The 20,972-nt window shown below is 69.2% G+C and carries 18 protein-coding genes; 9 read left to right on the forward strand and 9 right to left on the reverse strand.

The features are described 5' to 3' along the window. Nucleotides 1-586 precede the first annotated feature (586 nt). From LYSCAS_RS01485 to LYSCAS_RS01500, 4 genes are read right to left on the reverse strand one after another with little or no spacing between them, the layout of a single operon-like run. Nucleotides 587-2,671, reverse strand: coding sequence for a S9 family peptidase (locus LYSCAS_RS01485; protein ID WP_213435276.1), 2,085 nt, complete (start codon nucleotides 2,669-2,671; stop codon nucleotides 587-589). 27 nt (nucleotides 2,672-2,698) lie between these two features. Continuing rightward, on the reverse strand, nucleotides 2,699-4,516 hold the full coding sequence (locus tag LYSCAS_RS01490) for a hypothetical protein (protein ID WP_213435277.1): 1,818 nt from the start codon (nucleotides 4,514-4,516) through the stop codon (nucleotides 2,699-2,701). Between the two features lie 31 nt (nucleotides 4,517-4,547). Continuing rightward, nucleotides 4,548-5,468 carry an ABC transporter ATP-binding protein gene (locus LYSCAS_RS01495; protein ID WP_213435278.1) on the reverse strand — a complete coding sequence of 307 codons (921 nt, stop codon included), beginning with the start codon at nucleotides 5,466-5,468 and terminating at the stop codon, nucleotides 4,548-4,550. Nucleotides 5,469-5,471: 3 nt separating this feature from the next. Further along, the gene (locus tag LYSCAS_RS01500) at nucleotides 5,472-5,882 is read right to left on the reverse strand and encodes a GntR family transcriptional regulator (protein ID WP_213435279.1); all 411 of its coding nucleotides are present in this window, start codon (nucleotides 5,880-5,882) and stop codon (nucleotides 5,472-5,474) included. 192 nt (nucleotides 5,883-6,074) lie between these two features. Between LYSCAS_RS01500 and LYSCAS_RS01505 the strand changes: the two genes are divergently transcribed. Together LYSCAS_RS01505 and LYSCAS_RS01510 are read left to right on the forward strand one after the other, a co-directional pair. Continuing rightward, nucleotides 6,075-7,217, forward strand: a complete 1,143-nt coding sequence (locus tag LYSCAS_RS01505; RefSeq protein WP_213435280.1) for a glycosyltransferase family 4 protein — start codon at nucleotides 6,075-6,077, stop codon at nucleotides 7,215-7,217. Beyond that, on the forward strand, nucleotides 7,195-7,737 hold the full coding sequence (locus LYSCAS_RS01510) for a phosphatase PAP2 family protein (RefSeq protein ID WP_213435281.1): 543 nt from the start codon (nucleotides 7,195-7,197) through the stop codon (nucleotides 7,735-7,737). Before LYSCAS_RS01505 ends, LYSCAS_RS01510 begins: the two co-directional genes overlap by 23 nt. A 55-nt stretch (nucleotides 7,738-7,792) precedes the next feature. Here LYSCAS_RS01510 and creD read toward each other — a convergent pair whose 3' ends face one another. The 3 genes from creD to creB form a co-directional block, all read right to left on the reverse strand. After that, nucleotides 7,793-9,178, reverse strand: coding sequence for a cell envelope integrity protein CreD (creD, locus tag LYSCAS_RS01515; protein WP_213435282.1), 1,386 nt, complete (start codon nucleotides 9,176-9,178; stop codon nucleotides 7,793-7,795). Nucleotides 9,179-9,314: 136 nt separating this feature from the next. After that, nucleotides 9,315-10,742, reverse strand: a complete 1,428-nt coding sequence (creC, locus tag LYSCAS_RS01520; RefSeq protein WP_213435283.1) for a two-component system sensor histidine kinase CreC — start codon at nucleotides 10,740-10,742, stop codon at nucleotides 9,315-9,317. 3 nt (nucleotides 10,743-10,745) lie between these two features. Continuing rightward, the gene (creB, locus tag LYSCAS_RS01525) at nucleotides 10,746-11,414 is read right to left on the reverse strand and encodes a two-component system response regulator CreB (protein ID WP_213435284.1); all 669 of its coding nucleotides are present in this window, start codon (nucleotides 11,412-11,414) and stop codon (nucleotides 10,746-10,748) included. A 38-nt stretch (nucleotides 11,415-11,452) separates the two neighbouring features. On the opposite strand from creB, the gene LYSCAS_RS01530 reads away from it, so the two are divergent. Continuing rightward, a complete protein-coding gene (locus LYSCAS_RS01530) occupies nucleotides 11,453-12,325 on the forward strand; it encodes a 23S rRNA (adenine(2030)-N(6))-methyltransferase RlmJ (protein ID WP_213435285.1) in 873 nt (290 codons plus the stop codon). 4 nt (nucleotides 12,326-12,329) lie between these two features. On the opposite strand, the gene LYSCAS_RS01535 is transcribed toward LYSCAS_RS01530, so the two are convergent. Beyond that, nucleotides 12,330-13,283 (reverse strand): cation diffusion facilitator family transporter, encoded by a 954-nt coding sequence (locus tag LYSCAS_RS01535; RefSeq protein ID WP_213435286.1) that lies wholly within the window; start codon nucleotides 13,281-13,283, stop codon nucleotides 12,330-12,332. A gap of 120 nt (nucleotides 13,284-13,403) precedes the next feature. Here LYSCAS_RS01535 and LYSCAS_RS01540 point away from each other — a divergent pair, with 120 nt between their 5' ends. The 6 genes from LYSCAS_RS01540 (at nucleotide 13,404) to LYSCAS_RS01565 (ending at nucleotide 20,069) form a co-directional block, all read left to right on the forward strand. Then, nucleotides 13,404-13,979, forward strand: coding sequence for a GNAT family N-acetyltransferase (locus LYSCAS_RS01540; protein WP_213435287.1), 576 nt, complete (start codon nucleotides 13,404-13,406; stop codon nucleotides 13,977-13,979). Between the two features lie 94 nt (nucleotides 13,980-14,073). Beyond that, nucleotides 14,074-17,550, forward strand: a complete 3,477-nt coding sequence (gene mfd / locus LYSCAS_RS01545) for a transcription-repair coupling factor (protein WP_213435288.1) — start codon at nucleotides 14,074-14,076, stop codon at nucleotides 17,548-17,550. Between the two features lie 79 nt (nucleotides 17,551-17,629). Beyond that, nucleotides 17,630-18,079 carry a DUF3592 domain-containing protein gene (locus tag LYSCAS_RS01550; RefSeq protein WP_213435289.1) on the forward strand — a complete coding sequence of 150 codons (450 nt, stop codon included), beginning with the start codon at nucleotides 17,630-17,632 and terminating at the stop codon, nucleotides 18,077-18,079. Between the two features lie 4 nt (nucleotides 18,080-18,083). Continuing rightward, nucleotides 18,084-18,770 (forward strand): endonuclease V, encoded by a 687-nt coding sequence (locus LYSCAS_RS01555; RefSeq protein WP_213435290.1) that lies wholly within the window; start codon nucleotides 18,084-18,086, stop codon nucleotides 18,768-18,770. Between the two features lie 136 nt (nucleotides 18,771-18,906). Continuing rightward, nucleotides 18,907-19,212: a hypothetical protein gene (locus LYSCAS_RS01560; RefSeq protein ID WP_213435291.1), complete on the forward strand. Its 306-nt coding sequence runs from the start codon at nucleotides 18,907-18,909 to the stop codon at nucleotides 19,210-19,212. After that, nucleotides 19,209-20,069, forward strand: a complete 861-nt coding sequence (locus tag LYSCAS_RS01565) for a pirin family protein (RefSeq protein ID WP_213435292.1) — start codon at nucleotides 19,209-19,211, stop codon at nucleotides 20,067-20,069. Before LYSCAS_RS01560 ends, LYSCAS_RS01565 begins: the two co-directional genes overlap by 4 nt. Here LYSCAS_RS01565 and LYSCAS_RS01570 read toward each other — a convergent pair. After that, nucleotides 20,066-20,926, reverse strand: coding sequence for a pirin family protein (locus LYSCAS_RS01570; RefSeq protein ID WP_213435293.1), 861 nt, complete (start codon nucleotides 20,924-20,926; stop codon nucleotides 20,066-20,068). The genes LYSCAS_RS01565 and LYSCAS_RS01570 overlap by 4 nt on opposite strands. Nucleotides 20,927-20,972 lie beyond the last annotated feature (46 nt).

The following is a 20,972-nucleotide window of genomic DNA, read 5'->3' on the forward strand; positions in this document are numbered from 1 at the left end:
TTGCTGCAGAAGCCCGCCTGGGGTGAAGAGCGCGTCGCCCGAACCCGCGGCGTGGTAAGAATTTCTCGCCGACGTGGCGGCGAAAATTCTCACCCCACCACGGGCTGGGGCATCACCTTGCGCGCCTTTTCGATCAAGGGGCAGACCGCAAGTTGAGTTCGCTGGCGTGCGTGTGACGCACGCGCAACCCAATCATTGCTTTCGCGGCAATCAAGAGCGCGGTGCCGCGGCTTTGCTGCCTAATGTGTGGAAGGCACAGACTTGGACAGGCGCCCCGCCTGCCAGAGAGCAGTGAGGCATTTCAGATGCGAGGGCTCGAGGTGGGCGGCGCGCCGTCCATCCGGAGAAGATGTGTTCGCCAGCGGCCATCCGAAGCGGTGCACGGGTCTACGCAGGCGTGTTGGCGAAAACAAAACCGCGACGAGATCCGACGCGTCACGTCGCACAGTCTTTTCTGCCGCGTTGCTCTTGCGGCAGAAAAGACTGTGCGATGGGGCGTGGCGGAGCGCCCCTCTGGGTGTCCCCGCCTCCGCGGGGACGACGCAGGCAACCAGTGAATCCCTGCTTCAGCAATCACGACGCAGCGTCACCGCGCTCCAACGCCGACGAAGTCGCTGCCGGTCAACAGCAGGTTCTTCTTCACGTACCCCCGCAGCGCGCGCCCCGGCGGATCCGGCGGTGCGCCACCCAGGCGCTGGTGCAGCATGCGTTCCATCAGGAACAGGTAGGCCTCGCGCGTGCGCGGATCCTCGAGGCGATGGCGTGCATCCGGATCGACGAACAGGCTCACGTCCTTGTCCAGCGACCGCAGCGCGGCCGCGTAGTGCGTCACGCTGCGGATCGGCACGCGTTCGTCGTCGCCGCCCGCCAGCAACAACACCGGGCGCTGCACGCGCGACGCGTTCGCGATCGGCGACTGCACGCGCAGGCGCGTCAGTACGTTGTTGTCCTCCGGATCCAGGTCGAGCAGGCGCATGCTCGTCGCCATCGGGATGCCGCGCGCCATCTGGTCCACGCTGCGCGAATACCAGCGCAGCACCCAGCCCAGGTCCGCCGGCGGCACGGCCGCGATGCCCACCTTGAACAGGTCGGGCTGGAACGTGATCCCCTGCAGCGTCGAATACCCGCCGAACGACACGCCGGTGATGCCGACGCGGTCCGCATCGCCGATCCCGTGCGCGAGCAGCCAGCGCACGCCATCGACGATGTCCTGCTGCACGCGACCGTTGCCGAAGTCGCCCTTCCCCGCGCGCATGTACGCGCGGCCAAAACCTACCGAGCCGCGGAAGTTCGGCTCGAATACGATGTAGCCGCGATTCGTGAGCAGCTGGGCGACGCCGTTGAACTCCGGCCGCATCGCCGCGAACGGACCGCCGTGCACGTTGGCCAGCAGCGGCGCGTGCGCGGGATCCACGCCGGGCGGGAGCATCAGGAAGCCGTGGATCGGCATGCCGTCGGAGGCGCGATAGGTGAAGGCGAGTTTCCGCGCCATCGCCGCCTCCGGCAGCCGCGGCACGACCTGGCCGCGATAGCGATACGTATCGCTCGCAAGGAACGCACGCGACGTCCCGCGCACGGGATCGAACACGAACAGGCGCTCGCCCTTCATCGTCGCCGCGCGGTCGTGCACGAGCCACGCGGTGGTGCCGGCTTCGATGCGCAGGTTGCGGCCGGGGAATTGCGCTTGCAGCGCGGTGATGGCCGTGCGCCATTGGGGCGCGATGGCATGGTTCGTCGCCTCGGTGGCGCGATAGCTCGCGATGATCGGCGCGCGCGTGGCGGGATCGAGCACGACATCGGCGAGGTCCGCAACGCCGCGCGGATCCTCGTGCACGGTGCGCAACTTGTCGTCCGCGCCCAGCCATGCGACGCGCAGGCGATCGCTGCCGATATCCGTGCGCAGCAGGGCCTCATTCCCATCCGCACTCGCCGACAACAGCCCGCACCGCGTCAGCGCCGTGCAGCGCAAGGCCGGCACCCATCGTGTCCCGCGCTTGCGCAGCACCGTGTATCCATCGCCCTCCACGATGGACACGAACGCCAACCGCCCGCGCCCGTCGATCGCAAAATCGGACACCTGCTTCGCATTCGCGTGCAACAGCGTCTCGCGCCCGGCCGCATCCACGCGGAACAGGCGCCATTGCTTGGCGAGCCGCGACGCACGCGGCGGACTCTCCAGCACGATCGCCGCCGCGGGCAGCACCGGATCCACCGCTTCGAACGTGCGCTCCCAACGCCCGCCGAGTTTCGCGATCGCGCGCGACCCCGCCTGCCCCGCCATCGCCACCGCGAACAGCTGCCGCGGCGACGCCAGGAACACCCAGCGTCCGTCGTGCGACCACGACAGCGACGTCGCCTCGGTCTGCGCGAGCACGCGCACCGGCGCGCCGCCCGACGTCGGCGCGCGCCACACGCTGCGCACCTTGCCGTCGTCGCGCAACACGGCGACTTGCTTGCCATCGGGCGACAGCCAACCACCGGCCAGCGTGGGCCGCGACAGGAACGCACCGCGTTCGAACCGCGGCGCCGTCGGCCGCGCGCTTTCGGTCTTCGCGAAGGCGCGCACCAGCGCCGCATCGTCGGTCGCCGCGCGTGCCGTCGCCGGCAGCAGCGCGCAGAGCGCGAGGGCGCACGAGGCCAGCGCACCCCGGATGGAAGGGAACGTCGTCATGGGGAATTCCTGCAATGAAGGGCGCGCTTACGCGAGCGCCGGTTGCGTGAGCGGAGCCTCGTCCAGCGTTTCGCGCGGCGGATACAGGAGCCACAGCGCCAGCACCGCCGGCACGCCGAGCACGGCGCACGCGATCACCCACGCGGCCTTCGCTGCCTTCGACAGCGCCAGGCGCCGCACGCGCCACGCGGCCAGCAACGCGGAGAGCGCGAGCAAAACGAGCGCGGTCAGTTGCGCGCCGCGCGGCACCGGCGGCGTCGCCTTGTCGGTGGCGGGCGTCGGACCGGACAGCGCGCGCTTCGCCGCGCGCTGCGCGTTGTAGAGCAACGGCGAGGGATACCAGTTCTGGAAACGCCAGGCGACCGGATAGTCGAAGCGCAGCACGCGGCGCCCGACATCGGTGACCCTCCCCTCGTCCGTCACGCGCAGCATCTGCTGGAACGGCGCGGTGCCTTCGGCGTTGTACGACGAGCGCGCGTCGAGCACCGAGATCAGGTAACCGTCGAGCAGTTCCATGATGTCGATGCGCTGCACGTCGCCCATCTTGCCCGGCACCGGCACGCGCAGCCGCGGCTGCAGCATCGCGTCGTCGTCGGCCAGCGCGCGCGCATCGTAGAAGTACAGCGCGCGGTCGCTGAGCAAGGCGATGTCGTCGCCGACGGTCGCATAGCCGGTGAGGGTCTCGCCCTTCGGCAAGGTGGCGCGCGGCAGCACCAGGCCCGCATCGGGATCGAACTGGTACACGGTGCTCGCGTTGACCAGCACGCCATCGGGGCCCGGCATCGTCGGCGACGGGAACGGATGGTCGCCGTCCACGCCCATCGTGCCCGCGCTACGGCCATCGACCAGGCTGTAGCCCTGGAAGCGCATCGTGTCGTGGCTGAAGACCCAGCGCACGCGGCGCTCGTCGTCGTCGAATTCCATCGGCACGACGTTCGTCAATTCATTGCGCACGGGCATGCTGGTCATGCCGGGGCCGATCTGGAAGATCTCCGAGATCCCCGCCTGTTCGCGCCACAAGCGCGCTTCCGGATCGCGCGCATCGCGCAACCCCATCGCCATCAGCGCCTTGCCTTCGGCGACTTCCGATTCCTTCTCGCCGCCCGCGTACGGCACGGCCATGTTGTTGGGATGCGAGCCCTGCGCGATCCACACCGCTTCCACGCCGAAGCCCAGCAGCACCAGCGCGAAGAACATCGAGAACATCAGCACGCCCGACGCCAGCACCGTGCCCGCCACGCCGCGCGGCGGCTGCCCGAGGTCCGGCCTGAACGCCACCAGCACCAGCGCGGCGAGCAACGCGAGCGACAGGCCCTGCACCGCCAGCGCGCCGAAGCCGGTCGCCTGCGACAGCGCGAGGAACAACAACACCGCGGCCGCCGCGAATCCGTAGCGCTTGTTGGCAAGCATCGCGTACGCGCCGGCGAGGTAGCCGCAGCACGCGAGCAACCAGCCCGACAGGCACAGGAACCAGTGGCGCATGTCGACCACGCGCGCCGTCAACGTGTCCTGCCACACGCCGATCACCAGCGTCGGCAACAGCACGCCGACGGCGAGGATCACCGCACCCGCCGCGCACAACGCCGCGGCGACCTGCCACGGCGGCATCGGGCGATGCAGCAGGTTGAGCCACGTGTTCGGGCGTCGATAGCCGCCCATCTGGTAGAGGCCCAGCAACAATCCCGTCGCGCCGTACACCGCGCCGACGGCCTGGTAGACGGTCAGCGGTTGCTGCGCCAGGTCCACCACGCGCGTCAAAAAGCCCAGCCACACCACGTGCACCGCCGCGTAGCCCAGCGCCCACGGGCGGAAGCGCAGCAGTTCGGCCTTGAGCAGATCCCACATCGTCGTATTCCTCGAGAAATCGTGCGCGCGATCAGGCCGTGGGCGCCGCGTGGTTCTTCGCCAGGAAGCCATTGACCGCGCGGTCCAGGCTCACGGGCATGCTCTGCACCGAGCGCGCGCCGCTGGCGCGCAGGAATTCGGCGAAGTCGTCGTCCTGGTCCAGCACCAGGTAGTGGTGCAGGCCATCCAGGCGTTGCAGTTGCAGCAGGCCCGGCACCAGGCTCGGATCGGGTCCCTTGAACGGGATGTCGGCCACCCAGTGCGTGACGCGCGCGCAGAATTCATCCGGCGCCGACATGTGCATCAACCTGCCGCGTTCCAGGATCACCAGGTTGTCGGCGACGCGTTCGATCTCTTCCATCTGGTGCGAGCAGTAGATGACCGTGCACGCATCGGCGGCGTTGCTGTACATCAGCGATTCGAGGAACGCGCGCTTGGCGACGACGTCCAGGCCGAGCGTGGGTTCGTCGAGCACCAGCAGCTCCGGCCCCTGCGCCAGTGCGAGCGCGAGGTTGAAGCCCGCGCGTTCGCCGCGCGAGAGCTGCGCGATCTTCTGTTCCGGCAGCACGTGGTAGTGGCCGAGCACCTGCTGGAACGCGTCTTCGTTCCAGCGCGGGTACTGGCGGCGATGCATCGCGGTCACCGCGTTCACGCGCATCCAGGTCGGCAGCGTGTGCTCTTCGTTGACGAAGCCGATGCGGCCGCGATCCTCCGGCGTGAGCCGTTGCGAATCGCGCCCTAGGATGCGCGCGCTGCCCGCGGTCGGCGGCAGGAAGCCGAGGAGGATGCGGAACAACGTGGACTTGCCTGCGCCGTTCGCGCCGACCACCGCGTGGATGCGGCCGCGCGGGATCTTCAGGTCGAGGTGATCCAGGGCGAGCTTGCGGCCGTAGCGCTTGCTCAGCGCCTGCGTCTCGATGACGTAATCGTCGTGCATGGAATGCGTGCTCATGGCTCAGGCGGACTTGCGGGGCGCAAGCGCGAGAAATTCGTGGTGGAGGCGCGCCTGCACCTCGTCAGGCGCGAAGTCGAGCGCGATGACGTCGTGCAGGAGCCGCTGGATGGCTTCGTCGAGGCGGCGCGACCGCTCGGTGTCGCTCAGGCGCTGGCGCGGCGTGGCTACGTACAGCCCGAGACCCTGGCGCGATTCCACCCACCCTTCGGTGGTCAGCTCGGCGTAGGCCTTCGCGACGGTGTTCGGATTGACCGTGAGCTGCTGCGCCAGGCCCCGCACGCTGGGGAGCTGGTCGCCGGGGGCGAGCTCGGCGGTGGCGATCTTCATGCGGACCGCGTCGACGATCTGCTTGCTGATGGGCCGCGGGTCGCCGGTGGCGATCTGCAGCATCAAGGCCTGGGTGCGGGGCATGGGCTGTCCTGTGTGTACCAGCTGTACTGTGATGATTAGTACAGTCCGCACACCCCTGCCCTGTCAAGCGCCGGAAGGGCCGGCCCCGACGAACGGCAAGCCCCGGGATTTCCTGGCAAAAGCCGGATTGCGTCATCCGCCCGACACGGGCGCGACACGGGCCAGTCATCGCAAGCGGCCAGCCTGCCGCCCATGCGCTATGCCCTCGTCACCGAGACCTACCCGCCCGAAATCAACGGCGTCGCGCTGACCGTCGAAGGCCTCGTCGTCGGATTGCGCGGGCGCGGGCATTCGGTGGAAGTGGTGCGGCCGCGCCAGGCCGCCGACGCCAGGCGCGAAGACGACACGGTGCTCGTGCGCGGCTTTCCCTTGCCGCGCTATCCGGGCTTGCGCTTCGGCGCGCCCGCGCTGCGCACGCTCGCCGCGCATTGGCGCATGCAGCGTCCGGATGCGATCTACATCGCCACCGAAGGCCCGCTCGGCTGGGCCGCGCGCCGCGTGGCGCGACGCCTGCGCATCGCGGTCGCCACCGGCTTCCACACGCGCTTCGATCGCTACATGCGCGATTACGGCGCAGGCTGGCTCGAGCCGCTCGCGCTGGCCTGGATGCGGCGCTTCCACAACGCGGGCGATGCGACGATCGTGGCGACACGCGAATTGCGCGACTTCCTCGCGCATGCGCGCTTCACCAACCCCGTGTGCGTGGCGCGCGCGGTGGACGGCGCGCTGTTCCATCCCGGCAAGCGCGACCGCGAACTGCGCGCGCAATGGGGCGCGATCGACGGCACGCTGGTCGCGATCCACGTCGGGCGCATCGCGGCGGAAAAGAACCTCGCGCTGGCGATCGATGCGTTCCGCACGCTGCAGGCCTTGCGCCCCGATGCGCGCTGCGTGTTCGTCGGCGACGGGCCGATGCGCGAGCCCTTGCAGCGTGCGTATCCCGACTTCGTGTTCTGCGGCGTGCAGCGCGGGGAAGCGCTCGCGCGCCACTTCGCCAGCGGCGACCTGTTCCTGTTCCCGAGCCGCAGCGAAACCTTCGGCAACGTCGTGCTCGAGGCGCTCGCCAGCGGCGTGCCGACGGTCGCCTTCGACTACGGCGCCGCGCGCGAACACGTGCGCGAAGGTGGCGTCCTCGCCCCCGACGGCGATGCCGCCGGGTTCATCGCCGCGGCCCTGCGCCTGGGCTGCGACACCACTGCCCTGCACCACGCGCGCAATGCGGCGCGCAACGCGGTCGCGCACTTGCATCCCGAGCGCGTCGCCGCCGAATTCGATGCCTTGCTGCAGGGCCTCGCCCTCGAAAGGAGCCGACATGCGACCGCTGCCGTGGCCTGAACGCTCGCGCGACACCCAGTGGTGCCTGCGCGCCAACAACGTGTGCGCCAACAAGCTGGCGAGGATCGTCTTCTCCGGCATCAGTCGCCTGGGCGACGGCATCGCCTGGTACGTGCTGATGGGCGCGATGGTGGTGTTCGATGGACGCGCGGGCCTGTTCGCGGCCGCGCATCTTGCGGTGACCGGCGCGATCGCGCTGGCGATGTATTCGGTGCTGAAGCGATGGACGCGGCGACCGCGTCCGTTCGCGAGCGATCGGCGCATCCGGGCGTGGGTGGCGCCGCTCGACGAGTTCAGTTTCCCGTCGGGCCACACGCTGCATGCGGTCGCGTTCACGCTGGTGGCGCTGGCGCATTACCCGATGCTGGCATGGGTGCTGGTGCCGTTCGCCGCGAGCGTGGGCGTGTCGCGTGTCGTGCTCGGGTTGCACTACCCGAGCGACGTGCTGGCGGCGACGGCGATCGGGAGTGCGCTGGCGTCGGTGTCGTTGTGGGTGGTGCCGGGGGCGACGTTGTTCTGAGAGGCGCCCCCTCCCCAACCCTCCCCTGCTGGCGCAGGGGAGGGAGCAGAACTTGTTACTCCGTGGTGCCGCCCTGCAGCGCGTACCAGTCGATCTTGCGCGTCACGACCATGATGCCGGCCAGGATCGCGAACAGCAGGCCCGCGCCCATCACCAGCGCGTTGTCCTCCGACACCAGCAAGCCGTACAGCGCGGCGTACAACGTGGTGAGCATCGCGGCGAAGCCGATGCCGCGCGCCGCGCTGCGCAACACCGCGCTCAGGTAGAACCCCAGCAACCCGATGCACGCCGCCGCCGACACGATGTAGGCGATGCCGAAGGCGATGCGTTCGCTCAGGCTCACCAGCAGCAGGAAGAAGACCGCCAGCGCCAGGCCCACCAGGCCGTACTGGATCGGGTGGATGCGCAACTGCTTGATCAGCTCGAACATGAAGAACCCGACGAACGTCAGCACGACGAACAACACGCCGTACTTCGTCGCGCGATCGGCCTGCGAGTAGACGTTCACCGGATCCACCAGCGACACGCCGATCGCATCCACGCCCGCCGTGTCCACGTTGTTGCCCGTGGCGCGCGGGTTGGCATCGGTGGCGATGGTCGGCAGCGTCGCGCCCGCGAGGAACTGGCGCTGCGCGCTGCTGGCGAGTTTCGAGACGGCCCACTTCGCGCGGAAGCCGTGGCCGTCGATCGTGTGCGACAGCGGCGCGAAGCTGCCGCCGAAGCGCGGATGCGGCCACGCCGAGGCGAGCGAGAACTGGTTGTCGCCGGCGATCGGCACCAGCGCGAGCGATTCGGTGCCGTCCAGCGCGACGTCCAGCGTCGTGTCGAACGCGAGTACCTGGCCCGCCGTCGGCGCATCGAACCGCACGTGCAAGCCGCCGGCCGGCCGGCTGCCGAACCCATCGGCCACCGGCATCGCGCGACCGTTCACCGTGAGCCGCGGCGAACCAACGATGCCGCGCACGTCGGAAATGCCCCAGCTCAGGTACGGCCGCCCGATCGTGCGCGGATGCGCGGGATTCGTGTCGGCGGGGATTTCGGCGCGCAGCGTCGCGAGCGCCTTCGCCTGCAGCGTGTACACGCGCACCTTGTGCAACCCGAGTTGCCGCGTGCGCGGCAGCACCGTGCCGTCGAGTTTCAGCGTGGACGGGAAGAACACCCATTGTCCGGCGCGTCGCTGCAGCAACGTGCGCACGCCGCTCTGGCCCGCCTCTTCGACTTCGACGGTTTCGACATACGGCACGACGAGCACGGGCCCGAGCAACGCCTGCTCGCCGGCGGAACTGCGCGCGATCGTCTGCACCGCCTGTTCGCGGTAGGCCTGCCGGTCCTGGATGACGCCCCGCGTCATCGCCAGCGGAATGAGCAGCAACAAGGTGAGCACGAAGATGAGCGCGATCTTGAAGAACAAGCGCGCGCCCGAGGGGAGGTTGAGCTGCATGGCGGTTCCCTGGCCGGTGGTCGAGGCCTGCAGGGTCCGCTGCGCGCGTGCGCCGCCGATGGCGCGACGGTGAGGCGAAGGTGAAGTCGCTTGCTTTCTCCTCCCCCGCTCGCGGAGGAGGCCGGGAGGGGGACGCTCAGCTCGCCGGAATTTCCAACGAAGCGATCGCCCCGCCGCCTTCGCGATTGGCCAACGTCGCCGCCCCCCCATGCAACCCCGCCACCTCCGCCACGAAACACAACCCCAACCCGCTGCTCCGGCTCCCGCCCGCCGGCCGCGGCAGCGAATAGAACCGCTCGAACACCCGCGGCAACGCGTACTCGGGCACGCCTTCCCCGCGATCGGCGACTTCCACGCGCACGCGATCGCTTTCGCGCACGATGCGCACCACGATCGCGCTGCCCGCCGGCGCGAAATCCGCCGCGTTCTCCACCAGGTTCACCAGCGCCTGGCGCAGCAGGAACGCATCGCCGTCGATCCAGGCCTCCGGGTCGCCTTCGCGCAGCACCGTCACCCCGGCCTGCGCGAGCGTCGACTCGCAATGCGCGATGGCTTCCCCGGCGATCGCCACCACGTCCACGCGTTCCTTCGTCTCCAGGTGCTGCCGATGCTCCACCGCCGCCAGCGCCAGCAACTTGTCGATCATCTGCGCCAGGCGTTCGCTCTGCACGCGCACGCTCGTCGCGAAGCGCGCGCGGTCCGCATCGGACATCGGCTGCTCCAGCAACTCCGCGCTGCCGCGGATCGCCGCGAGCGGGCTCTTCATTTCATGCGTCAGGCTGTGCACGTACTGCTCGACGTACTGCTTGCCCTCCAGGCGCGTGCGCATCGTTTCCAGCGCCTGGCCGAGTTCGCCGAATTCTCCCGCCGCCTTCGGCGCCGTCGCGCGCTCGCCCGCCGTCACCGCGTGCGCGTAGCGGCGCAGGCGACCGAGCTGCGATGAAAACCACCACGCCATCAGCACGCCGATCACCAGCGCCACGCCCATCAGCACCCAGCCCCAGCGCATCACCGTGGCCTGGCTGCGCGCGATGAACGGCGCGAGCGCCTGGTTGGGCTTGGCCACCGTGAGCACGCCGACGATGCGGCCGTTCGCATCGCGCATCGGCGCGGCGACGTGCATCACCGTGGACGCATCGTCGTTCGGATCGCTGCGCGTCGAGCGTGCGCCGTACTTCCCGCGCAACGTCAGGTACACGTCGTTCCACTTCGAGAAATCCTTGCCGACATCGCGCCCGGCGCTGTCGAACACCACGATCCCGCGCGCATCCGTCACGTAGATGCGATAGCTGCTCGCGCGCTTGTCGAAGCCCCAGATGCCCGCGCCGAAATCGCGGCCGTGCAATTCCTGCACGCGCTGCGCGAAGCGCCCGTCGGCGATGTGGCCGGCGAGGAAATCATCGGTGGCCAGCTCCGCGAGCACGTTGGACGTATCGACCAGCGTGTCTTCCATCGCCTGCCGCACGCCCGGCTTCACTTCCGCGACGAACACCCGTGCCAGCAACAACGCGGCCAGTGCCACGATCGCGAAGTAGCCGAGGAAGATCCGCAGCCCGATGCGCATGCGTCAGGGCGCCAGCGAGTAACCGAGGCCGCGGTGGGTGCGGATGGGATCGTCGTCGGGCGTCACCGCGTGCAACTTGGCGCGCAACGTCTTGATGTGCGTGTCCACCGTGCGGTCGCCGCTTTCCAGCGCATCGCCCCACACGCGATCCATCAGCTGCGCGCGCGTGAGCACGGCGCCGGGCCGTTGCAGCAGCGCGGCCAGCAAGCCATATTCGTAGCGCGTGAGGTCGAGCCACGCGCTGCGATAGCGGATGCGATGGCCTTCGGCGTCGTGTTCGAAGGTGGCATCGGGGGCCGCCGCCGCGGGTGCGGCCTGCGCACGCCGCAGCACCGCGCGCACGCGCGCGACGAGTTCGCGCGGCGAGAACGGCTTGGTCACGTAATCGTCCGCGCCGAGTTCGAACCCGAGCACGCGCTCGGCCTCGGCCGCGTGCGCGGTGAGGAAGATCACGGGCAGGTCGGCGTCGCGGCGCAGTTCGCGGCACAGGGCGAATCCGTCGAGATCGGGCAGCCCGACGTCCAGGATCGCCAGCGCGAACGGCGAGGCGCGGTGCGCGCGCAGGGCATCGCCGGCGGTCAGGCAGTGGCGCACCTCGAAGCCGTCCGCGCGCAGCGCGTAGGCCACGGTGTCGGCGATGGCGGTCTCGTCTTCGGCCAATAGGACATGCATGCGGGGAGGATAGCGGCCCGCCCGGTATGCTGCGAGCCATGAACTACCGCCACGGATTCCACGCCGGCAACCACGCCGACGTCCTCAAGCACGTCGTGTTGCTGGCGCTGTGCGATGCCCTGGTCGCCAAGCCGGCGCCCTGCTTCGCGCTGGACACGCATGCCGGTCGCGGGCGCTACAAGCTCGATGCCGAGGCCGCCAAGCGCACCGGCGAGGCCGAAGGCGGCATCGGGCGCCTGCGCGCGGCACGGGCCCCGGCGATCGCACGGTACCTGGCGGCCATCGATGCCTGCCGCGCCGCCCACGGCGCCAACAGCTACCCGGGCTCGCCCTGGCTGCTCGCCAACGCACTGCGCGAACAGGACCGCCTGGTGTGCTGCGAGATCCAGCCCGACGAGTTCGCGTGGCTCAAGACCAACTTCCTCGACCGCACGCCCGAGCAGCACACCGAAGTCACCGTGCAGCAGCGCGACGGCTATGCCGCGATGAAGGCGCTGCTGCCTCCGCGCGGCGGCGACGGCACGCGCATCGCGCGCGGGCTGGTGCTGATCGATCCGCCGTACGAATCGCAGATGGAGGAATTCGACACCGCGCTGGCCGCGTTGCGCGATGCCATCGCGCGCTGGCCGCAGGCCACGTACGTGCTGTGGTATCCGATCAAGGTGCGTCGTGCATTGCACGCGTTCCATCGCGCGGCGGGCCTGTTGCCCGCCAAGTCCGCGCTGATCGCCGAACTGCGCGTGCGCGACGAAGACTCGCCGCTGCGCATGAACGGCAGCGGCCTGCTGGTGCTCAACCCGCCGTGGAAACTCGATGCCGCGCTGAAGCCGGCGTTGCACGAACTCGCCGATGCGCTCGGCGAGGAAGGCCGTGGCGGGTGGCGCGTGGAATGGCTGCGCGAACCCGCCTGACGCCTCAGCCCGGCTGTCGCGCCGCGTAATCCTGGTCGTCGTGCCCGCGCGCGTCGCCGAACTCGGGTTCGAAGAAGCTCCAGCGCACCGCCGGGTACTTCGCCTTCATCGCCGCTTCGATCGCGTTGATGTCTTCGATCAGTTCCCGCGACGACGGCCGTTCCAGCATCTCGGCCTGCACCGACACCATCACGTCGTTGCCCAGTTGCAGCGTGATCAGGCTGATCACCTTGCGCACCTGCGGCTGGCTCTCGAGCCACGCGCGCAGTTCGGCCTGCACCGCGGCATCCACGCTCTGCCCGATCAGCAGCGCCTTGACCTCGATGGCGACGAACACCGCCACCACGATGAGCAGCACGCCGATGGCGATCGTGCCGATCGCATCCCAGATCGGATTGCCGGTCACGACCGACAACACCACCGCGATCAACGCGAACACCAGGCCGAACAGCGCCGCCAGGTCTTCGCCGAAGATCACCACCAGTTCCGCCTGCCTGCTCTCGCGGAACCACGTCCACAGGTTGCGGTCGCCGCGCGCCTTGTCCACTTCCACCAGGCACGCACGCATCGAAACGCTTTCGGCCACGATGCCGAACACCAGCACGCCGACCGCCCACCACCACTGCTTCAGCGGTTCGGGCGCGTGCAGCTTGTGCCAGCCCTCGTAGACGGAAAACATGCCGCCCACCGAGAACAGCATCAGCGCGACCAGGAACGACCAGAAATAGATGGCCTTGCCGTAGCCGAGCGGATAGTCCGGCGAGGCCGGGCGCCGCGCCTGCTTCATGCCCAGCAGCAGCAACAGCTGGTTGCCGCAATCAGCGAGCGAGTGCACTGTCTCGGCCAGCATCGCGCTGGAGCCGGTGAAGAACGCCGCCACGCCCTTGGCGCAGGCGATCGCGAAGTTGGCGCCGAGCGCAAACAGGATCGCGCGGGAGGAATCGCCGCTGCCAGCCATCGTGGGTCCGTCCGAACGTGGGGGCGCGCAGTCTAGCAAGCGCCTTCACATCCTTAAGTCTTCACATTTCGACGGGGCGTCTAGAGCTTCCCGTCACCTGTGTGATGGCAGGCTCCCTGAATGGCGGCCAGAAACAGACTCCCCCCGTGGCACGAACAACTCCGGCTCAGCAATGGGCGCGAGGTCCTGATCCGGCCCATCCGGCCGGCGGACGCAGCGCCCTTGCGACAAGGCTTCGGCTTGCTGGAGCCCGATGAAATCCGGCAGCGCTTCCTCGCCGCGGTGAACGAGCTCACGCCCGAGATGGCGGAGAAGCTTGCACGCCCGGACGCGAAGCGCGAGTTCGCGCTGGTCGCGGCCGAGCCGTTGCCGCCGGGCGAAGCCCTGGTGGGCGCGGTGGCGCGCGCGGCGATCTCGGAGAACGGCCGCGAGGCCGAATTCGCGATCCTCGTCAGCCACTACATCGCCGGCATGGGCCTGGGGCGCCACCTGATGCGCCGCCTCGTGCGCTGGGCGAAGGGCCGCAAGCTCGAACGCCTGTGCGGCGACGTGCTCGAGCACAACCTGCCGATGCTCGCGCTGGCGCAGTCGCTGGGCTTCCACCGCGAACCCACCGACCAGCCCGGCCTCGTGCGCGTGGTGCTGGACCTGACGGGCCGCGATTCGCACCTGCACGATCAGCCGCAGGCCGCCTGATCGCAGGATTCGCGATTCGGGGGGATTAGACTTGCCGACCTTTCCGCTGGGCGCGAACGCGCGTCCGGCGGTGCACTGCATTCCGTGAGACCCAATGACCGAATCGATTTCGCCGCCCCTGCCCCGTTCCGGCCACGCACGCGCCTGGTGGCGCGCGCCCGCGTCTCCGTCGGGCCTGGCTTGGGCGATTGCGCAGGCGGCACGCGTGCACGACGGCCTGGTGCTGGCGATCGCGAAGGACAACCACGGCGCGCACCAGCTGGAATCCGACCTGCGCACGCTCCTCGCGCAGGACACGTCGATTCCCGTGCTGCCCTTCCCCGATTGGGAAACGCTGCCGTACGACCAGTTCAGCCCGCACCCGGACATCGTGTCGCAGCGCCTCGCCGCGTTGCACCGCCTGCCCACGCTCAAGCGCGGCATCCTCGTCGTGCCGGTGCAGACGCTGCAGCAACGCCTCGCGCCGCTGCGCTACGTGGTGGGCAATACGTTCGACGTGCGCGTGGGCCAGACGCTCGATCTCGATGCCGAAAAGCAGCGCCTGATTGCCGCCGGCTACCGCAACGTGCCACAGGTGTTCGATCCCGGCGATTTCGCCGTGCGCGGCGGTTTGCTCGACGTGTATCCGATGGGCGCCGACGAACCGTATCGCGTCGAACTGTTCGACGATGCGATCGATTCGATCCGCGCGTTCGATCCGGAATCCCAGCGCTCGCTCGACAAGGTCGATGCCGTGCAGCTGTTGCCCGGTCGCGAAGTCCCGCTCGACGAGGTCGCCACCAAGCGCGCGATGCAGGCCTTGCGCGACCGCTTCGACATCGACACGCGGCGCAGTGCGCTGTTCCAGGACCTGAAGGCGGGCGCGGCGCCGGCCGGCATCGAGTACTACCTGCCGCTGTTCTTCGACGCCACCGCGACGCTGTTCGATTACCTCGGCAAGACCGCCTTGCCGATCGTCACCGATGGCGCGCTCGCGTGTGCCGAAGCGTTCTGGGCGCAGACCGCGGAGCGCTACGAACAACGCCGCCACGACATCGAACGCCCGCTGCTGCCGCCGGCCGAGCTGTACCTCTCGCCGCAGGCTTTGCGCGAAGCCTTGAACGCGATCCCGCGCGTCGACGTGGTGGGCGGCGAAGAAGCGAAGGCCGCGCAGGCGCAGTCGCTCGGCACGCAACCCGCGCCGGACGTCCCGCTGGTCGGCCGCGACAGTGAAGCCGCGGCCGCGCTGAAGTCGTTCCTGTCGACCTATCCGGGGCGCGTGCTGATCGCCGCCGATTCTGCGGGCCGGCGCGAAGCGTTGCTCGATGTGTTGCACGCGGCGAACCTGCATCCGGATGTCATCCCGGATTGGGCCACGTTCAACGGCGACGGCGCGAAGTTCGCCATCGCCGTCGCGCCGTTCGAGGACGGCTTCGCCCTGGACGCCGATGTCACCGGCGGTGCCCCACTCGTCGTCCTCACCGAACGCCAGCTCTTCCCCGATCGCGCATCGCAACCGCGCCGCCGCAAGCGCGCCGGCCGCGAACCCGAACAGATCATCCGCGACCTCGGCGAACTCACCGAAGGCGCACCGATCGTCCACGAAGACCACGGCGTCGGCCGGTACCGCGGCCTGGTCACGCTGGAAGCCGGCGGCACGCCCGGCGAATACCTCGAGATCGAATACGCGAAGGGCGACCGCCTCTATGTCCCCGTCGCGCAGCTGGACCGCATCTCGCGCTACTCCGGCGCTTCGCCGGAAACCGCGCCGCTGCATTCGCTCGGCGGCGAGCAATGGACGAAGGCCAAGCGCAAGGCCGCGGAAAAAGTGCGCGACGTCGCCGCCGAACTCCTGGAGATCCAGGCCAAGCGCCAAGCGCGCGCTGGGCTGGCCCTGCAGGTGGATCGCGCGATGTACGAACCGTTCGCGGCGACGTTCCCGTTCGAGGAAACGCCGGACCAGCACGCCGCGATCGAAGCCGTCATCCGCGACCTCGGTTCTTCTCAACCGATGGACCGCGTGGTGTGCGGCGACGTGGGCTTCGGCAAGACGGAAGTCGCCGTGCGCGCCGCGTTCGTCGCCGCTGCCGCGGGCAAGCAGGTCGCGGTGCTGGTGCCGACCACGCTGCTCGCCGAACAGCACTACCGCAATTTCCGCGACCGCTTCGCCGACTGGCCGCTGCGCGTGGAAGTGCTGTCGCGCTTCAAGAGCACGAAGGAAATCAAGGGCGAGCTGGAGAAGCTGGCCGAAGGCAAGATCGACGTCATCGTGGGCACGCATCGCCTGCTGCAGGGCGACGTGCGGTTCAAGGACCTCGGCCTGGTCATCGTCGACGAAGAACAGCGCTTCGGCGTGCGCCAGAAGGAAGCACTGAAGGCGCTGCGCGCCAACGTGCACCTGCTCACGCTGACCGCCACGCCCATCCCGCGCACGCTCAACATGGCGATGGCCGGCCTGCGGGATCTCTCCATCATCGCCACGCCGCCGGCGCATCGCCTCGCGGTGCAGACCTTCGTGACGCCGTGGGACGGCGCGATGCTGCGCGAAGCGCACCAGCGCGAACTCGCGCGCGGCGGCCAGGTGTACTTCCTGCACAACGACGTCGAGACCATCGGCCGCATGCAGCGCGATTTGCAGGAACTCGTGCCCGAGGCCCGCATCGGCATCGCCCACGGCCAGATGCCCGAGCGCGAACTGGAACGCGTGATGCTCGACTTCCACAAGCAGCGCTTCAACGTGCTGCTGTGCACGACGATCATCGAATCCGGCATCGACATCCCCAACGCCAACACCATCGTGATGAACCGCGCCGACAAGTTCGGCCTGGCGCAGCTGCACCAGCTGCGCGGCCGCGTCGGGCGTTCGCACCATCGCGCGTATGCGTACCTGGTGGTGCCGGACAACCGCAGCATCACCAGCGATGCGCGCAAGCGCCTGGAAGCGATCGCCTCGATGGACGAGCTGGGCGCGGGCTTCACGCTCGCCACGCATGACCTCGAGATCCGCGGCGCCGGCGAACTGCTCGGCGAAGACCAGAGCGGCCAGATGGCCGAAGTCGGATTCAGCCTCTACACCGAGCTGCTGGAGCGCGCGGTGCGTTCGATCAAGCAAGGCAAGCTGCCGGACGAGGATCCGAACTTCGAACATCGCGGCGCCGACGTGGTGCTCAACGTGCCCGCGCTGATCCCCGACGATTATTTGCCGGACGTGCACGCGCGCCTGACGCTGTACAAGCGCATCAGCAGCGCGCGCAACGCGGACGAGCTGCGCGACCTGCAGGTGGAGATGATCGATCGCTTCGGCCTGCTGCCCGATGCGGCCAAGCACCTGTTCGCGATCGCCGAGCTCAAGCTCGACGCTACGCGCATCGGCATCCGCAAGCTCGACCTCGGCCCCACCGGCGGCCGCCTGCAGTTCGAGTCGAAGCCCGACGTCGACCCGATGACCGTCATCCAGATGATCCAGAAGCAACCGCAGCACTACGCGATGGATGGGCCCGACAAGCTGCGCCTGAAGCTCGACCTGCCCGACGCCGCCGCGCGCGTGCAGGCCGCGCGCGGGTTGCTGGTGGCGCTGCGCCGTGCGGCCTGACGCGCGCGCCTTTGCGCCACGCGGCGCCGCGTCGCATGATGCGGCCCGGTCCAGCCGTTGAGCGCGCCGCATGCCCGGGATGCAGAATTTCTACCTGATGGTCACCCTCGTCGGGCTGGCGCTGGCCGCGTACGAAGCCTGGCGCATCCACCTGGGCATCGAGGCGATGCGCTGGCAGCGCACGACCGGCAAGCTCACGCAGGCGTGGATCGACGAAGCGACGCTGCCGATCGAATTCGACGAAGAAGAAGGCGATCGTCACTCGGCCAACGTGCGCTACCACTACAAGGTGGGCGCGCGCTGGTACAAATCCTCTCGCCTGAGTTACCGCGGCACGCTCTGGATCCCGCTGGAGGAAGCGAGCGAATTGCTCGCGGGCCTGGAGGCCGGCGAGGACGTGGACGTCCACTACGATCCGCGCAACCCGGCGCGCGCCGTGCTCGTGCCCGGCAGCAGCACGGGCAACCTGCTCAACCTCCTGCTTTACCTCGGCATCGCCGCGTTCGCCCTGTTCTTCTGGATGCGCTGAACCCATGACCGCACCGGCCTGGGACGGCACCATCGAAGGCGCACGCGCGCTGCAGGCGATGCTCGCGCCGCAGGTCGTGCTGCGCGATGGCTTCACCAAGCCGTTGCGCGTGATCGGCGGGTTCGCGGTCGGGTTTTCCGGCGACGGTGCGATCGCGCACGCGGCCGGCGTGCTCATCGATTCGGAAAACCTCGACGTGCTGGATGCGCAGGTCGTGGAGATGCCGGCGGTGATGCGTTACGTGCCGGGCCTGCTGAGTTTCCGCGAACTGCCGCCGTTGCTCGACGTGCTGGAACGCCTGTCGCAATTGCCGGACGTGGCGATGGTCTCCGGCGCCGGCATCGCGCATGCGCAGCGCTTCGGCATCGCCTCGCACTTCGGCGTCGCGACGGGCGTGCCCGCGCTCGGCGTGGCGACGAAGGCGCCGACCGGCAATTCGGCGGCGCTGCAACAGGTGCGCGGCGCCTACACGCCCCTGCGCGAGCGCGGCGAACAGATCGGCTGGATGCTGCGCAGCAAGCTGCATTGCCAGCCGGTGACGGTCTCGCCCGGGCACCGCATCGCGATGGCCTCCACCGCGGACCTGGTGATGCGCTACACGCGCGCGCACCGCCTGCCGGAACCCATCCGGCTGGCCATGCGCCTGGCCTCGCGCCGCGCCGGGCACCCCGACACGGCTTCACACGAGTGAGCGCTAGACTCGGCCGTACATCCCGACACGGAGTCACCCGATGCTGCGTTCCCTCACTGCCGCCGTCCTGATTGCCACTGCGATGAGCGCCTGCGCGAGCACGGCGGGAACGACCACGCCTCCGGAGGAATCCAGCATGCGCACCGTTGCTTCGGGCCAATCCACGGCGATGGCGCAGGGCGAAAGCGTGCGCCTGTCCGATGGTGCGACGCTGCAGTTCGTCTCCGTGCCGCAGGATTCGCGTTGCCCGCCGAAGGTGCAGTGCATCCGCGCCGGCGACGCCGACATCGAATTCGCGTTCACGCCCGCGGGCGGCACCGCCACGACCGTCACGCCCAACCTGCCGGAAGCGCCGACGAAGCCGATCGGCGCGTGGAAGCTCACGGTGGAACAGCTCACCTTCGGCGACGCGCCCAAGGTGACGGTGCGCATCGACCGATGACCACGATCGTCGCCCCGCGCGTGCACGACCTGGGCGGCTTCCAGGTGCGCCGCGCGGTGCCGTCGATCCAGGCGCGCAGCGTCGGGCCGTTCGTGTTCGTCGACCACATGGGGCCCGCGCTGTTCGAACCGGGCCGCGGCATCGACGTGCGCCCGCACCCGCACATCGGCCTGGCGACGGTGACGTTCCTGTGGGCCGGCACGATCCGCCATCGCGACACGCTGGGCAACGTGCAGGACATCGCGCCCGGCGACGTCAACTGGATGACGGCCGGCCGCGGCATCGCGCATTCGGAGCGCACGCCGCTCGACGTGCGCGGCGCGCCGCATCCCGTGCATGGCATGCAGACGTGGGTCGCGTTGCCGCGCAGCCATGAAGAAACCGATCCGGCGTTCTTCCACCATGCGGCGGAAGCGTTGCCGCGCATCGAAACCCCGGGCACCACGTTGCGCGTGATCGCGGGCCGTGCGTTCGGCGAGGAATCGCCGGTGCAGGTGTTCGCCGATACGTTCAACGTCGCGGTCGATCTCGCACCCGACGCGGAACTGGAAATCGACGCGCGTGCCGCCGAGCGCGCGCTCTACGTGCTCGACGGCAACGCGCAACTGGATGGCGCGGACATCCCCGTGCAGCACCTGGTGCTGCTGGATCCGGGCGTGCGACATCGCCTGCGCGCGACGACGCCGCTGAAGGCGATGCTCTTCGGCGGCGAACCGCTGGATGCGCCGCGCCACATGTGGTGGAACTTCGTCAGCAGCTCGAAGGAGCGGATCGAGCAGGCGAAGCAGGACTGGCTCGAGGATCGCTTCGGGAAGATCGACGGGGAGACGGAATTCATTCCGTTGCCTGAGCGCTAGAACTTCCCTTCCTGGAAGTCCACGAACGCCTGCATGATCTCTTCCTTCGTGTTCATCACGAACGGGCCGTAACGCGCCACCGGTTCGCGCAGCGGGCGCCCCGCCACCAGGATCAACCGCGCACCCTGCGCACCGGCGCGCACGGCGAACACATCGCCGCCGCCCAGCACCGCGAGTTCCTGCGACGCCAGCGCACGCGCATCCTCGCCCTCGCCCACCGTCGCGTCGCCTTCGAACACGTACGCGAACGCGTTGTGGCCTTCGGGCAACGCGTGCGTCCAGGCGACGCCTGCATCGAGCGCGATGTCGAGGTACACCGGATCCGTCGCCGGCTGCGCGATCGGACCGCGCGTGCCATCGACGTCGCCGGCGATCACTTTCACGCTGACACCCGCGGCCGGCTGCACCTGCGGAATGTGGTCCGGCGCGAACTCCTGGTACTGCGGCGCATCCATCTTGTTGGCCTTCGGCAAGTTGACCCACAGCTGGAAGCCGCGCATGCGGCCTTCCTGCTGTTCGGGCATCTCGCTGTGCACCAGGCCGCGGCCCGCGGTCATCCACTGCACGCTGCCGGGCACCAGCAGGCCTTCGTTGCCGTGGTTGTCGCGGTGGCGCATGCGGCCATCGAGCATGTAGGTGACGGTCTCGAAGCCGCGATGCGGATGGTCGGGGAAGCCGGCGAGGTAATCCTCGGCCTTGTCGGTGCCGAATTCGTCGAGCAGCAGGAACGGATCGAGCATGTCGAGTTCGGGCGAGCCGATGACGCGCGTGAGCTTGACGCCGGCGCCGTCGGACGCGGGGCGGCCGCGCAGCTTGCGGGCGACGCGGGCGTGGGTGGGAGCGGTCGTGGTCGACATGGGACCTCCTTCGTTGCGAAGCCGGAACGATGGTGGCGGCGGGCGG

The organism is Noviluteimonas caseinilytica (genome assembly GCF_018406605.1).
GTDB classification, from domain to species: Bacteria; Pseudomonadota; Gammaproteobacteria; order Xanthomonadales; family Xanthomonadaceae; genus Noviluteimonas; species Noviluteimonas caseinilytica.

Bases quoted from the DNA above. Each gene is read 5' to 3' on its own strand.
- LYSCAS_RS01565 (WP_213435292.1), top strand. From the start codon at position 19,209: ATGACCACGATCGTCGCCCCGCGCGTGCACGACCTGGGCGGCTTCCAG.
- creB (WP_213435284.1), bottom strand. From the start codon at position 11,414: ATGCATGTCCTATTGGCCGAAGACGAGACCGCCATCGCCGACACCGTG.
- LYSCAS_RS01560 (WP_213435291.1), top strand. From the start codon at position 18,907: ATGCGCACCGTTGCTTCGGGCCAATCCACGGCGATGGCGCAGGGCGAA.
- LYSCAS_RS01495 (WP_213435278.1), bottom strand. From the start codon at position 5,468: ATGAGCACGCATTCCATGCACGACGATTACGTCATCGAGACGCAGGCG.
- LYSCAS_RS01500 (WP_213435279.1), bottom strand. From the start codon at position 5,882: ATGCCCCGCACCCAGGCCTTGATGCTGCAGATCGCCACCGGCGACCCG.
- LYSCAS_RS01530 (WP_213435285.1), top strand. From the start codon at position 11,453: ATGAACTACCGCCACGGATTCCACGCCGGCAACCACGCCGACGTCCTC.
- LYSCAS_RS01510 (WP_213435281.1), top strand. From the start codon at position 7,195: ATGCGACCGCTGCCGTGGCCTGAACGCTCGCGCGACACCCAGTGGTGC.
- LYSCAS_RS01535 (WP_213435286.1), bottom strand. From the start codon at position 13,283: ATGGCTGGCAGCGGCGATTCCTCCCGCGCGATCCTGTTTGCGCTCGGC.
- LYSCAS_RS01540 (WP_213435287.1), top strand. From the start codon at position 13,404: ATGGCGGCCAGAAACAGACTCCCCCCGTGGCACGAACAACTCCGGCTC.
- LYSCAS_RS01550 (WP_213435289.1), top strand. From the start codon at position 17,630: ATGCAGAATTTCTACCTGATGGTCACCCTCGTCGGGCTGGCGCTGGCC.
- LYSCAS_RS01570 (WP_213435293.1), bottom strand. From the start codon at position 20,926: ATGTCGACCACGACCGCTCCCACCCACGCCCGCGTCGCCCGCAAGCTG.
- LYSCAS_RS01490 (WP_213435277.1), bottom strand. From the start codon at position 4,516: ATGTGGGATCTGCTCAAGGCCGAACTGCTGCGCTTCCGCCCGTGGGCG.
- creD (WP_213435282.1), bottom strand. From the start codon at position 9,178: ATGCAGCTCAACCTCCCCTCGGGCGCGCGCTTGTTCTTCAAGATCGCG.
- mfd (WP_213435288.1), top strand. From the start codon at position 14,074: ATGACCGAATCGATTTCGCCGCCCCTGCCCCGTTCCGGCCACGCACGC.
- LYSCAS_RS01555 (WP_213435290.1), top strand. From the start codon at position 18,084: ATGACCGCACCGGCCTGGGACGGCACCATCGAAGGCGCACGCGCGCTG.
- LYSCAS_RS01485 (WP_213435276.1), bottom strand. From the start codon at position 2,671: ATGACGACGTTCCCTTCCATCCGGGGTGCGCTGGCCTCGTGCGCCCTC.
- LYSCAS_RS01505 (WP_213435280.1), top strand. From the start codon at position 6,075: ATGCGCTATGCCCTCGTCACCGAGACCTACCCGCCCGAAATCAACGGC.
- creC (WP_213435283.1), bottom strand. From the start codon at position 10,742: ATGCGCATCGGGCTGCGGATCTTCCTCGGCTACTTCGCGATCGTGGCA.